This window comes from Sphingobium sp. B8D3A, from assembly GCF_025961995.1.
In the GTDB taxonomy this organism is placed as follows: Bacteria; Pseudomonadota; Alphaproteobacteria; order Sphingomonadales; family Sphingomonadaceae; genus Sphingobium.
On record NZ_JAOQOS010000001.1, the window covers coordinates 1,650,434 to 1,663,179 of the forward strand.

Annotated in this window: 11 protein-coding genes; 5 read left to right on the forward strand and 6 right to left on the reverse strand. The window is 64.8% G+C overall.

The features are described 5' to 3' along the window. Positions 1–108: 108 nt before the first annotated feature. The 4 genes from M2342_RS07555 to M2342_RS07570 all read right to left on the reverse strand — a co-directional run bounded on the left by M2342_RS07555 (position 109) and on the right by M2342_RS07570 (position 6,053). Positions 109–2,271 carry a S46 family peptidase gene (locus M2342_RS07555; RefSeq protein WP_264578638.1) on the reverse strand — a complete coding sequence of 721 codons (2,163 nt, stop codon included), beginning with the start codon at positions 2,269–2,271 and terminating at the stop codon, positions 109–111. 126 nt (positions 2,272–2,397) lie between these two features. After that, entirely contained in the window at positions 2,398–4,023 is a 1,626-nt protein-coding gene (locus tag M2342_RS07560) for a GMC family oxidoreductase (protein WP_264578639.1), read from the reverse strand. Positions 4,024–4,026: 3 nt separating this feature from the next. Further along, entirely contained in the window at positions 4,027–4,407 is a 381-nt protein-coding gene (locus M2342_RS07565) for a nuclear transport factor 2 family protein (protein ID WP_181559320.1), read from the reverse strand. Continuing rightward, entirely contained in the window at positions 4,404–6,053 is a 1,650-nt protein-coding gene (locus M2342_RS07570) for a GMC family oxidoreductase (protein ID WP_264578640.1), read from the reverse strand. Before M2342_RS07570 ends, M2342_RS07565 begins: the two co-directional genes overlap by 4 nt. Positions 6,054–6,188: 135 nt before the next feature. Between M2342_RS07570 and M2342_RS07575 the strand changes: the two genes are divergently transcribed. The 3 genes from M2342_RS07575 (at position 6,189) to M2342_RS07585 (ending at position 9,096) form a co-directional block, all read left to right on the forward strand. Further along, positions 6,189–7,700 (forward strand): aldehyde dehydrogenase family protein, encoded by a 1,512-nt coding sequence (locus M2342_RS07575; protein ID WP_319799394.1) that lies wholly within the window; start codon positions 6,189–6,191, stop codon positions 7,698–7,700. A gap of 161 nt (positions 7,701–7,861) precedes the next feature. Then, complete coding sequence (locus tag M2342_RS07580) at positions 7,862–8,290, forward strand: MarR family winged helix-turn-helix transcriptional regulator (RefSeq protein ID WP_264572545.1); 429 nt, start codon at positions 7,862–7,864, stop codon at positions 8,288–8,290. Then, positions 8,287–9,096 carry a nuclear transport factor 2 family protein gene (locus tag M2342_RS07585; protein ID WP_264578641.1) on the forward strand — a complete coding sequence of 270 codons (810 nt, stop codon included), beginning with the start codon at positions 8,287–8,289 and terminating at the stop codon, positions 9,094–9,096. The genes M2342_RS07580 and M2342_RS07585 overlap by 4 nt, the downstream gene beginning before the upstream one ends. Before the next feature lie 3 nt (positions 9,097–9,099). On the opposite strand, the gene M2342_RS07590 is transcribed toward M2342_RS07585, so the two are convergent. Then, entirely contained in the window at positions 9,100–9,282 is a 183-nt protein-coding gene (locus tag M2342_RS07590; protein WP_264572224.1) for a hypothetical protein, read from the reverse strand. Positions 9,283–9,391: 109 nt separating this feature from the next. On the opposite strand from M2342_RS07590, the gene M2342_RS07595 reads away from it, so the two are divergent. After that, positions 9,392–10,123: an extensin family protein gene (locus M2342_RS07595; RefSeq protein ID WP_264578642.1), complete on the forward strand. Its 732-nt coding sequence runs from the start codon at positions 9,392–9,394 to the stop codon at positions 10,121–10,123. On the opposite strand, the gene M2342_RS07600 is transcribed toward M2342_RS07595, so the two are convergent. After that, on the reverse strand, positions 10,124–11,122 hold the full coding sequence (locus M2342_RS07600) for a DNA topoisomerase IB (protein ID WP_264578643.1): 999 nt from the start codon (positions 11,120–11,122) through the stop codon (positions 10,124–10,126). It lies immediately after the preceding gene. Between the two features lie 155 nt (positions 11,123–11,277). Here M2342_RS07600 and fumC point away from each other — a divergent pair, with 155 nt between their 5' ends. Beyond that, positions 11,278–12,654: a class II fumarate hydratase gene (fumC, locus tag M2342_RS07605; protein ID WP_413715160.1), complete on the forward strand. Its 1,377-nt coding sequence runs from the start codon at positions 11,278–11,280 to the stop codon at positions 12,652–12,654. Positions 12,655–12,746: the final 92 nt, after the last annotated feature.

The following is a 12,746-nucleotide window of genomic DNA, read 5'->3' on the forward strand; positions in this document are numbered from 1 at the left end:
AGGCTGACATAAGGAAAGGCCGCCCCGGAGACATCCGGAGCGGCCTTTCTCTTTTGGTGCGTGTGGGGACAGGGGGGCAGGGCGGCCGCGCCGCCCCATCCTTGCGCCTCAGCGGCTGGCGACGGGCGTAACGCCCATTTCCTTGAGCAGCCGCTGCGCGCCGTCGACCTTGTCCATCGTCCAGAGCATGAAGCGGCTGTCGACATGGATCGTGCGATTGCGCTCGGCCACATAGGCCCAGTCGGAGATCACGCCTTCCAGCGTGCCGTCGAACGCCAGACCGACGAACTCTCCACGCGCATTCAGCGTCGAAGAACCCGAATTGCCATTGGTGATGTCCACATTGGACATGAAGTCCACCGGCAGCGTGCCCAGCTCTGGCGCGACATAGGGGCCGTAGTCCTTGGCCTTGATCGCATCGATCGCGCCCTGCGGGGCATTGAACTCGCCCTTGCCGGTCTGCTTGGCGAGAAGGCCCTCGGCGGTGGTGAAGGCGGTCCAGATCTGGCCGTCCTTCTCCTTGCCCATGACCTTGCCCCAGGTCAGGCGCAGCGAGCTGTTGGCATCGGGATAGAGGGGCAGGCCGGCCGCCTGCTTGTAAGCCATCAGACCCTTCATATAACCAGCCCGCGCGGCCTGCGTGCGACCCGAGCGAGCCTTGGCGGCCTGCTCGCTCTCCATGTCGCCGGCATAGAGCGCGATGGCGAGCTTGATGAACGGATCGTCCGAGGTCTCGAAGGCGGAGGCCGGCTTGTCCAGCCAGCCCAGCCGGGTCGGCGTGTCGCCCAGCTTGGTCTCGCCATAGAGCCGGTCGAAGCCGATCTGTGTGAGCGCGGCCTCGAACTTGGCATCGCGATCGGCGGCGTCGAGCTGGCGATATTCGGCGAGGGCAGCCTCGAACAATTGACGATCGATCTTGGGCAGGAAGCGGCGCTCGACCTGACGGAGCCGGTCCACGATGCTCTCGCGGTCGCGCTGCTGGAATCCGCTCTCGCGCTGGGCGTTGGGCTTTTCCTGCTCCTTGGCCCAGCGATACAGGGTGCGGGCTGCGCCGAGCAGTTGGGCGCGGTTGAGCAGGGACGTGCGCAGGCCGGTGAGCGACGCCTTGTTATTCTCGATGACCACCGCATCCAGCGCCGCAATGTCCGCGCCATAGCGCGCCTGACGGGTCGCGTCGGCAGCGACCCAGTCGCGGAAGGCCTTTTCCTCGGCCGGCTTGCGCTCATCAAGGCGGATGGCATCGGCACCGACGAGGTCGCCGGCGAGCTTCTTCTCGTAGTTCTCGGCCCCCGCAAGGATGGAGGCGTAGCGGATCTGCGCCTCCCGATCGCCTGCCGTGACCTTGTCGATCTGCGTCGCATAGTCGCTCAGCAGACGCTGCCAGAGCGGCTCATATTCCGCGAAGTTGAACAGCACTTCATCGCTGGTGCGCAGGCGGTTCGTGGTGCCGGGGAAGCCGGCGACCATCACGAAATCGCCTTCCTTCACGCCCTGCGAGGCAATGCGCAGCCAGGACTTCGGGCGGTAGGGGACGTTCTCCTTGGCGAAAGGCTTTGAGCTGCCGTCCGGCCCGACATAGGCGCGATAGAAGCCGAAGTCGCCGGTGTGGCGCGGCCACATCCAGTTGTCCGTCTCGCCGCCGAAATTGCCGAGCCCTTCGGCCGGCGCATAGACGAGGCGGACGTCCTGAATCTCGAGTTGCTGCTGGAGATAATAGGCCGCGCCGCCATAATAAGGCCGCACGTCGCAGCGGCGGTTGGCCTGCTTCTCGCATGCCGAGATCAGTGCCTTGCGATTGGCGTCCAGCTTCTCGTAGCGGGCGAGGCCATCCAGGCGGGGCGTCACGCCGCGCATCATCGCGCTGGTCACGTCGCGCAGATCCTCGATCACATAGATGCGCGATCCGGGCGCGGCGGGCAGTTCCTCGCCCAGCTCCTTGGCGAGAAAGCCATTGGTCAGATAATCCCGGCCTTCGCCGCTGTTATACTGGATGGACCCTTGCACGCAGTGATGGTTGGTCGCGACCAGCCCTTCGGGGCTGAGGAATGCAGCCGAGCAGCCGCCGAGCGACACGATGGCGTTAAGCGGCGCGGCATCCAGCCGTCCGAGCTGATCGGGTGAGAGTGCCAGGCCATCGGCCTTGAGCGCGGCGCCAATGTCCTTGATCTGGCCCGGCATCCACATGCCTTCATTGGCAGCGGCCGGAGCGGCAAGGGCGAGGAGGGCGGTGCAGCCCGCGAGAGAAACGATATGATGGACACGCCGAGGCATGAGGCAAGGCTCCTGCAAATTTTGAGGTTGCCCTGCCTATCGCGCCATGAATGGGTGAACGCAAGCCGGGGCAGCCCGTTCGACCGGGCCACCCTGAGCTGACGCTACGTCACCGGCAAGGTCGCCTCAGGCCTGCAGGCCGTTGTCCGCCTTAATCATGTCGGCTGCCTTCTCGCCGATCATGATGCTTGCGGCATTGGTGTTGCCGCCCACGATTCGCGGCATGATGGCGGCATCGGCCACGCGCAGGCCCTGGAGGCCGTGGACGCGCAGGCGCGGATCGACCACCGCCATGTCATCCTGCCCCATGGCGCAGGTGCCGACGGGGTGCAGGGCGGTGTTGATGGCGCTGCGCACCCAGGCATCGATCTCCGCATCGCTCTTCACATTCGGGCCGGGCATCACCTCGCCGCGCAAGACGTCGCTCAGCGGTGCGGTGGAGAATATCTCGCGCAGTTGCGGCACGAGGCGGCGGAAGAAGGCGCGATCGTTCTCGGTGGAGAGCACGTTGGAGAGGATGCGCGGCTTGTCCGTCGGGTCTGCCGAGCGCAGCTTCACCCAGCCGCGACCCTCGGGCCGTAGCAGCACGCAGGCCATCGCCACCACGTCCGCCTTGGGCTTGCGCCAGCCGGGGAACCACGTCTGCGCGCCGATCATCGTCGGCTGGAACAGGCACTGCGCATCCGGGCGCTCAAGCTCGGGCCGGGTCTTGATGAAGCCGTTGGCGGTCACCGGCATATCCGCGATCATGCCGCCGCGCGTCAGCAGCCACTGCAGCGCAGCAAGGGCGGAACGGTCGATGCGCAGGCTGTTGGTCAGCGTCACGCTGCGCGCCGCTGCATTGACCATCGCCACAGAAGGGTGGTCCTGCAGGTTCATACCGACGCCGGGAAGGTGATGCACTACATCGATGCCCTGCTCGGCGAGATGCTCGGCCGGGCCGATGCCCGAGAGCAGCAGCACCTGGGGCGAATTATAGGCACCGCCCGAAAGGATGATTTCCTGTCCGGCGACGACCCTCTTGTCCCGGCCTTCGCTGTCGCGATAATGGACCGCGACGGCGCGGCCGTTGGCGACTTCGATCCTCGTCACAAGCGCGCCGGTCTCAACCGTCAGATTGGGCCGCGCCATCGCCGGAATGAGGAAGCGGGCGGCGGTGCTGGCGCGCGTGCCCTCATGGATGTTCAGCGGCGGCGGTCCCCAGCCTTCCTGCTCGGCGCGGTGGAAGCTGTCGCGCTCGTCATAGCCGAGCGATTTTACGGTGCTGATGAACCGTTGGTAGAGATCGTTGGTCTTGGGCTGCTGCTTGACGCTCAGCGGGCCGCCCTTGCCATGCCAATGGTCCTCAGGGCCCCAATGATTTTCCGATTTTTTGAAGTAGGGCAGCACATCGTCATAGCTCCAGCCCTCGTTGCCGAGCTGGCGCCACTCGTCATAATCCCGCGCATGGCCGCGCGCGTAAAGCATGCCGTTGATCATCGACGAGCCGCCCAGCGCCTTGCCGCGCGGCTGGCGGATCTGGCGGTTGTCGGCGAACGGTTCCGGCTCGCCCATGTAGCTCCAGTTGAACTTGGGATCGGCCATGACGAACGGGAAGAGGATCGGCATGGTGAGGCGGATGTCGCGCTCGCGGCGTCCGGCCTCCAGCACGAGGACCTTGGCATTGGGGTCTTCCGACAGGCGGGCGGCGATGACCGCGCCGGCCGAGCCGGATCCGATGACGATGAAGTCGGGCGTGGAGCTGTTGGCCAAGACTCAGAGTTCCTTGAAGCGGGCGGATTTGATGTGCGTGAACTTGCCGTTCGCGATGCGGTACAGGATGATGCTCTCGATCTCGCGCACATCGCCCTTCTTGGTCGGCCACATTTCGAATTCGGGCCAATCCTTGATCGTCTCGAAGCGCGTGTGGACCCGCAGCGCTGCGCCGTCATCGGCGAGAATGAGGTCGAGGATCGTCAGCGTTTCCTCGAAATGCGCCTTCACGCCGCGATAGAAGTCGCCGATCTTCTCCCGGCCGACGATGTGCATCCGGTCCCCCAGCTGAAAGTCCACGTCATCTGCGTAGAAGCTGGTGAAGCCATCGAAATCATTGGCGTTGAAGGCGTTGATATAGCGCTCGAAATCCTCGCGGGTCATGCAGCATACTCTCCTGTTTGAACCAGTTCGTCAGCGGGCAGGACCTTGCCCTTGAGGATGTCCGCCGCGCGCTCGGCGAGCATGATGGTGGGGGCGTTGATGTTGCCGCCGGTCTCGTCCGGCATCACCGACGCGTCGATGACCCGCAAGCCCTCCATGCCGATCACCCGCAACTGCGGATCGACCACCGCCATCGGGCCGGTGCCCATCCGGCAGGTGCCGAGCGGATGCTGCGTGGTCGTTGTCGTAGCGCGGATATGCTCGTCCAACGCCTCGTCGCTCACCACATCGGCGCCGGGCGAGATTTCCTTGCCGGTGATCTCGGCCTGCGGCGAGGTGGCATAGATCTTCCGCGCAATGCGGATGCCCGCCCGCGCCGTCGCGAAATCGGCCGGCGCGCTGAACAGGTTGAGGAAAATGCCGACATGATCGTCGGCCTTGGGCGATTTGAGGAACACCCGGCCGCGGCTCTCCGGGTGGAGCAGGATGACGTCGGCGGTCAGCTTGTGCGGCGGACGCTTCTTGATGCCGGGGAACCACAGATGCGCGTCCAGCGTCACGGGGTTGCACCAGAGCTGAATGTCCGGCTGGGCGAGGCGCGGGTCTGTGCGCAGCACCGGGTTGGCGCTGTTCACCTGCCGCGCAAAGGGGCCGGTGCCCATGAAGTACCAGCGCAGCACGGAGAGCGTTGCCCTGTCGAAGCGCAACTCATTGACGAAGGTGACCGGGGCGGCTTCGAACAGCACCGGCGTGCGCGGATGCTCCGAGAGATTTTCGCCGACGCCGGGCAGGTCATGCACGACCGGGATATCCATCTCGCGCAGATGCTGCGCCGGGCCAATGCCGGAGAGCATGAGCAACTGGGGCGAATTGTAGCTGCCGCCCGAGAGGATGACCTCGCGTCGGGCAAGGGCGGTCTTGAGAATGCCGTCGTGGCGATACTCCACGCCCGTCGCCCGCTTGCCTTCGGTCAGCACGCGCTGGGTCATCGCGTTGGTCAGAACCGTCAGATTGGGCCGATCCATAGCGGGCTTGAGATAGGCGGCATAGGTCGAGGCCCGGCGGCCATTCTTGTCGATGGTCAGCTCGACGCGGCCTACGCCTTCCTCATCGCCATCGTGAATGTCGTCGGTGATCGGGAAGCCGGCGTTCTTCGCGGCGGCCATCAGTTCGTCATGCAGCAGCCATTTCGTCGCGTTCGGCGTGACGCTCAGCGGGCCGTCGGCGCCGTGCAGATCGGACGCGCCGCGCCAGCTGCGCTCCATCTTGCGGAAATAGGGGAGCACATCGGCATAACTCCAGCCCTTGCAGCCCATCTGCGCCCAGCGATCGAAATCGGCGCTGTGACCGCGCATAAACACCATGCCGTTGATCGAGCTGGAGCCGCCGAGCAACCGTCCACGCGGCAGGATCAGCTTGCGGTTGTTCATGTGCGGCTCCGGCTCGGTCCAATAGGGCCAGGTGTAGCCGGGCTTGAACAGCGCCTTGAGGAAGCCGAGCGGCATCCGAATCAGCCAGTCATCGCCACCGCCGCCTGCCTCCAGCAGCAGGACGCGCACATTCGGGTCCTCGGTGAGTCGCGCCGCGAGCACCGACCCGGCGGACCCCGCGCCGACAATCACATAATCAAAGGAATTTTCGGACAAAGTCACTCTCCATGGACTTCCGGCGCGCTAGAGTTGGCGTGGACGCATGTCTGCTGTTATTGAGGAGATCATGATGATTCAACATGATCTCTGCCGTCAGGGTACCGACGGCTGCTGGAAAGGATGTCTGTTTCGATGAATGCGCCTTATAATCCCGGTCTGCTTGAGCAACTGCGTATGCGCTACGCTAACGGCCCGGTCAAAATGTTGATCGGCGGGCAGTGGGTCGAGGCCGCATCCGGCGAAACCTTCGAAACGCTCAATCCCTCGACCGGCGAACTCATCGCTAATGTCGCCAGCGCCGGCGAGGTCGACGTGGACCGGGCCGTTGCCGCCGCGCGCAAGGCGTTCGAGGGTGCCTGGTCGGGCGTGAAGCCCACCGAGCGGACCAATCTGCTGCTCAAGCTCGCCGATCTGCTTGAAGCCAATGCCGAGGAACTGGCTCTGCTGGAGACGCTGGACGTAGGGCGGCCCATCCAGTTCTCGCGGATGATCGACGTCGCGGGCGCCGTTGGCCAGCTGCGCTACAATGCCGGCTGGGCGACCAAGATTTTCGGCGAGACCGCAGAGATCAGCGCACCGGGCGAATGGCTCTCCTATGTGCTGCGCGAGCCGGTCGGCGTGTGCGCGCAGATCGTGCCGTGGAATTTCCCGCTGGTCATGGCCATGGGTAAGCTGGCGCCGGCGATCGCGGCGGGCTGCACCGTGGTGCTCAAGCCAGCCGAACAGACTCCGCTCAGCACGCTGCGGCTGGGTGAGCTGGTGCTTGAGGCGGGTTTCCCCGAAGGCGTAATCAACATCGTCTCGGGCTTCGGCCGGACCGCTGGCGCGGCGCTGGCTGCGCACCGCGATGTCGACAAGGTCTCGTTCACCGGTTCGACGGTGACCGGCAAGGCGATCATCGAAGCCTCCAAGACGAACTTCAAGCGCGTGCAGCTCGAACTGGGCGGCAAGTCGCCGACCTATATTTTTGCAGATGCGGATCTTTCCAAAGCCATTCCGGCAGCGGCGATGGGTATCTTCTTCAATGCCGGTCAGGTCTGCGCGGCGGGATCGCGCCTGTTCGTGCATGAGAAGGTGGCCGATGCCGTGCTGGAAGGCGTGGTGAACATGGCGCGGGGCATGAAGGTCGGCCAGACCCTCGATGCCTCGACCATGATCGGCCCGCTGGTCAGCGCGGCGCAGCTTGACCGCGTGACCGGTTATATCGAGTCCGGCCGCCAGGAAGGCGCCAGCGTGCTTGCCGGCGGCGATCGCCTCTCCGGTGAGGGCTATGAGGGCGGCTATTTCGTCCAGCCCACCGTGCTGGTGGATACCAAGCCCGACATGCGCGTGCGCGCCGAGGAAATCTTCGGCCCGGTGCTCTGCGCGATGCGTTTCAATGATGAGGACGATGTCGCGGCGCTGGCCGCGCGGGGCAATGAGACGGAGTTCGGCCTGTCCGCATCCATCTATACCCAGAATATCTCCACCGCGCACAAGCTGGCCCGGCGCCTCAAATCCGGCACCATCCGCATCAACGGTTCGGGCGGTGTCGATCCCGCACTGCCGCTGGGCGGCTACAAGGCATCCGGCTGGGGCCGTGAGAATGGCAAGGCCGGCGTCGAGGCCTATACCGAGCTCAAGGCGGTCAGCGTCGCCCTCTGAGGGCGCGCTGCGAATTATAGTGCCGCCTCGGGTCTAACCGGGGCGGCCCGAGGAGAGGGGGAGCGCAATTGAGCGCAAAGGATAACAACAATGGGGCGGCGGGCCCTCTCGAAGAAGCCTGGCGCATCTTCGATTCCCGCCACCTTCCTTATCGTCTGCTGATGCTCGGCAAGATGCTGGACCGGCTTTCGGTCCAGCACATCCGGGACAATGCGGGTGTCTCGCTGGCGGAGTGGCGCGTATTGGCCCATCTCGCGGTGATGGGCACCAAAAGTGCCAGCGAAGTGTCGGCCGCGGCGCTGGTGGACCGGGCGGAAGTCAGCCGCGCGGTGCGGGTTCTGGAAGAAGAAGGCTTCCTGCGGCGCGAGGAAAACCCCCGAAACCGCAAGAGCAGCCTATTGGTGCTGACCGAAAAGGGGCAGGACAGCTACAAGCGGGTCCATATGGACCGGCGCAAGTTCTTCAGCATGTTGACGGCCGATTTCAGCGAGTCCGAACTGTCGGACCTGGACGGCATGTTGCTGCGCATGGCCAAACGGGCCGATCAAATGGGGCGTGAAGGCGTTCCTTCAGCGAGGAAAAAGCCTTGAATTACGACGATTATGTCGCCGACTTCAACGAAGGTCAGGATGATCGCCTTGTCGAGCGGTGGTTCGCGCCGGATTGTGTGATGTATAGCAGCACCCGCGTCTGCCGTGGGCGCGATGGCCTGCTCGATTTCCTCGACTGGGCCCATGACGGCGTACGCGAGATCATCCGGCCCAGGCTGGTGCTGCAGGAGGGCAACCGGCTGTTCGTGGATGTGGACATGGATTTCATCTGCCACGCGCCGCGCCCCGATTTCCCCTTCGCGCCCTTGCTGCCGGGCGATATTCTGACGGTGCGGTTCTTCGTGACCTATCTGTTGAACGAGGCCGGGCAAATCCAGGAACTGTGCTCCATGACCTGGCCGGCGGAGCAGGGCGTCACCAAGGCGCCGATGCTTTCATCCCATGCGGGCGGGCGGGCGGCCTATCATGCCTATGCGGCGGCGTTCAGTGCTGGCGATATGGAGCGGGCAGGGCGTTACTACACAGAGGACTGTGTGCTGCGGCTGCCATCCGTGCCTGTCATCAACGGGCGCGATGGCATCTGCGACTTCTATCGCACCATGTTCCAGACGGTACGCGAAGATCTCACCATCCATGGGCTGGTGATCGACGACAATGGGATTGCGGTGGACTGCACCAGCACGTTCACGGCGCAGCAGGACGCGCCCGATTTCGTGGTCGCGCCGCTCAAGCAAGGCGAGAGCGTTCAGGTGCGCGTTTTCGTCGTGTATGGATTGCGCAATGGGCAAATCGCGACGATCGACGTGGCGCGGGCAGGCGCCGTGGCACCGCCCGCGTCCATCTGATCGTCAGGTTATCGACGGCTGAAATGCCGGCGGGTCGCTGGCGGGAAAGGATTCGTCCGAGGCTTCGTCAATCTCGTCCCATTTGCCCGGGGCGGGCTTGTGCTTCATCGCATCCGGCCCGGCATCGCGGACCTCGGGGTTTTCGTCCGTCTCGGTTTTCGTTTTGGGATCTTCGGGCATCGACATCTCAAATCCTTTCGTGATTTCCTTGTCGTCTGATTGATGAACGCCTGCGTGCGCCAGCAGTTGCATGGCCCTGTCGGAAGCGGAACGCGTCCTGCCGCGTTAGGCAGCTATGAAGGCATCCGGTTTTTATCGCGCGATCCGCTGGCTCGTCTGGGCGGGCGTTGTGATTCTGGCAGCGTTGCTGGCGTTCGCGCTGTTCCGACCGGCCCCGCAGGATCTCCCTTGGACGCCGCTTTCGCTGGATCAGCCGATCGGCCTGTTCACGCGGCACAAGCTCTCAGGGTTGCGGGATGATGCGCCACAATGTCGCGCCTTGCTGCATCGTGCAGGCTTGGAGACGACGGCGGTCCCGGCTTTCGGTAATGAACAATGCCGGGTCACGACCGCCACCCGCCTTGCGGCTGGGCAGGACATGCTCGACCTTTCGCCGACGGACGTGGCCCCGGCCTGCACCGTTATGGCCGCTACCGCGCTCTGGACCTGGCAGATTGTCCAGCCTGCCGCGCAGCAAATCCTCGGCGCGTCTGTGGTGCGCATCGAGCATTTGGGCAGCTATAGTTGCCGGCGGATGTACGGGCGCGGCGAAGGCGCATGGAGCGAACATGCCACCGCCAATGCGCTGGACATCGCCGGCTTCATGCTGAGCGACGGCCGCCGGATCTCGGTGCTGCGGGATTGGGACGGGGAGGGCGAAGAGGCCGCCTTCCTGCGAACCGTGCGCGATGGCGCATGCCGCGTGTTTTCGACCGTGCTCTCGCCGGATTATAACCGCCAGCATGCCGATCACTTCCACTTCGATCAGGCGGATCGGGGCGGGGTCAGCTGGGGCGTTTGCCGCTGATCAGCCTGCCTCGACCTGCTGCTCTTCCAGCCAGGCGATCAGGCCGCGTTCGGGGCGGCTGAGCCATTTGGTCTGGCGCGGCAGGCGCGTCTGCTTGCGGAATTCGCTCGCCCCCTCGCGCGCAAGGGCGATGAGATTGGGGTGGATGTAGGATTTGCGAGCGATGGCTGGCGTATTGCCGAGATGTTCCGAGACATGGGTCAGCATCGCCGTGAGGGTGGAGACCTCCTGCTCGTGCAGAAGCCAGTCGAACGCGAGCACGCTCGCCCGCCATGTCCGGAAGTGCTTGGCGGTGAAGTCCGCGCCCATCGTCTCGCGCAGATAGCCGTTCACATCCGATGATGAGACCGGCGAGGCGGTGCCATCGTCGCGCAGATACTGGAAGAGGTGCTGGCCCGGCAGGTCCTGCATCTGGCGAACGAAGCGAATGAGGCGGCGGTCCGTCATGCTGACTTCGCTCAGCTTGCCCGACTTGGCCTTGAACCGCAGGGTGAGGCGGCTGCCGGTGACCTTGGCATGGCGCCGGCGCAGGGTGGTGGCGCCAAAGCTGCGATTGCTCTTGGCATAGGCCTCGTTGCCCACGCGGATGCGGCCGCTGTCGAGCAGCTGCACGACGGAGGCGATGGCCCGCTCGGCCGTCAGACTGCGCCCGGCCAGATCATCCTCCACCCGGCGGCGCAGCAATGGCAACAATGCGCCGAAAGCGGCGCAACCCTCATATTTGCGGGCGTCCCGCTCGGCTGTGAAATCCGGATGGTAGCGATATTGCTTGCGCCCGCGGGCATCGATGCCCGTTGCCAGAATATGGGCATGGGCATTGGGCGCGAACCAGGCATCCGTATAAGCCGGCGGCAGGCCGATGCGGTTGAGCCGGTCGATCTCTGCCCGCTCGGTGATGCGCGCGCCTTCCGCATCGAAATAGGCCCAGCCGCGTTTTCCACTCGGTCGGCGGCGGATGCCCGGCATGCTGTCGTCGACGAAAATCAGCGCGTGTATCATGCTCGGGGCCGCTCCTTGCCTATCCACGGGGCCTATCCACGGGACTTGTCCATGGGCATGGACGAGCGCACAACGCGCAAGCTGCGGGTTTGGAGCCAGCCGGCAGCGCACGCAGACAGGCCCGGCAGATGGCAGTGGAGAAACCGGTGACGAAGATGCGGGAAGAACGCGACAGCCTGGGTCCCATCGACGTGCCTGACGCGGCCTATTGGGGCGCCCAGACCCAGCGCAGCATCGAGAATTTCCCGTTCGGCCCGGCCGAGCGAATGCCGATCGGCATCGTCCATGCACTGGCCATCGTGAAAAGCGCCGCCGCGCATGTGAACCGCGCGCACGGACTGGCCCCGGACATCGCCGATGCCATCGAGACGGCAGCGGCGGAGATCGTGGCCGGCAAGCTGGACGATCAGTTCCCCCTGGTCATCTGGCAGACCGGCAGCGGCACCCAGACCAACATGAACGTGAACGAGGTGATCGCCGGCCGGGCCAACGAGGCGCTGACGGGCCAGCGTGGCGGCAAGGCACCGGTCCATCCCAACGATCATGTCAATATGAGCCAGTCGTCCAACGACAGCTTCCCGACGGCGCTGCACATCGCAGCCGCCCGCGCGCTGGTCGAACGGCTGCTGCCCGCGCTCGATCATCTTGCCGATCTGCTCGGCGCGATGGCGAAGGCTTGGTCCGGCATCGTCAAGATCGGCCGGACGCATCTGCAGGACGCGACACCGCTTACGCTCGGGCAGGAGTTTTCCGGCTATGCTCAGCAACTGCTCAACTGCCGCAACCGTCTCTCCCGCGCCCTAGAAGAGGAGCTGATGCCGTTGGCGCAGGGCGGCACGGCCGTCGGCACAGGCCTGAATGCGCCGCAAGGGTTCGGCGAGGCGGTGGCGAAGCAGATCGCGGCGTTGACCGATCTTCCGTTCAGGACCGCGCCCAACAAGTTCGAGGCCTTGGCCTCCAACGATCCGCTGGTCCAGCTCTCCGGGTCTCTGGCGACACTCGCTGTCGCGCTGACCAAGATCGCCAATGATATCCGCCTGCTCGGCTCGGGGCCGCGTTCGGGGCTGGGCGAACTGGAATTGCCGGCCAATGAGCCAGGCAGCTCGATCATGCCCGGCAAGGTCAACCCCACCCAGTGCGAGATGCTGACGATGGTTGCCGCGCAGGTGATCGGCAATCATCAGGCCGTGACGGTCGGCGGCTTGCAGGGGCATCTCGAACTTAACGTCTTCAAGCCGATGATCGGTGCGGCGATCCTGCGTTCCATCGATCTGCTGAGCACGGGAATGGAGAGCTTTGCCGAGCGCTGCGTGGAAGGCATCGTGCCCAATGAGGCGCGCATCGCGGACTTGGTCGAGCGCTCGCTGATGCTGGTCACCGCCCTCGCGCCTGAGGTCGGCTACGACAACGCCGCCAAGATTGCCAAATATGCCCATGAGCAGGGCCTGAGCCTGCGCGAGGCGGCCTCTGCGCTCGGGCTTGTCGATGCGGCGACCTTCGATCGTCTGGTGCAGCCGCAGTCCATGATCTGACCGAACCGGCCTTCTGGACGCCGATGCGACACGGCGTGACTCGCTATCGATCGGTTTGCCGCTTTACCCGGAACCCCTGCGCTATCTGGCCG

Excerpts from the sequence above, each read along its gene's own strand:
- M2342_RS07555 (WP_264578638.1), bottom strand. The coding sequence starts at position 2,271 with ATGCCTCGGCGTGTCCATCATATCGTTTCTCTCGCGGGCTGCACCGCC.
- M2342_RS07565 (WP_181559320.1), bottom strand. The coding sequence starts at position 4,407 with ATGACCCGCGAGGATTTCGAGCGCTATATCAACGCCTTCAACGCCAAT.
- M2342_RS07575 (WP_319799394.1), top strand. The coding sequence starts at position 6,189 with ATGAATGCGCCTTATAATCCCGGTCTGCTTGAGCAACTGCGTATGCGC.
- M2342_RS07580 (WP_264572545.1), top strand. The coding sequence starts at position 7,862 with ATGCTCGGCAAGATGCTGGACCGGCTTTCGGTCCAGCACATCCGGGAC.
- M2342_RS07590 (WP_264572224.1), bottom strand. The coding sequence starts at position 9,282 with ATGTCGATGCCCGAAGATCCCAAAACGAAAACCGAGACGGACGAAAAC.
- M2342_RS07595 (WP_264578642.1), top strand. The coding sequence starts at position 9,392 with ATGAAGGCATCCGGTTTTTATCGCGCGATCCGCTGGCTCGTCTGGGCG.
- M2342_RS07600 (WP_264578643.1), bottom strand. The coding sequence starts at position 11,122 with ATGATACACGCGCTGATTTTCGTCGACGACAGCATGCCGGGCATCCGC.
- fumC (WP_413715160.1), top strand. The coding sequence starts at position 11,278 with ATGCGGGAAGAACGCGACAGCCTGGGTCCCATCGACGTGCCTGACGCG.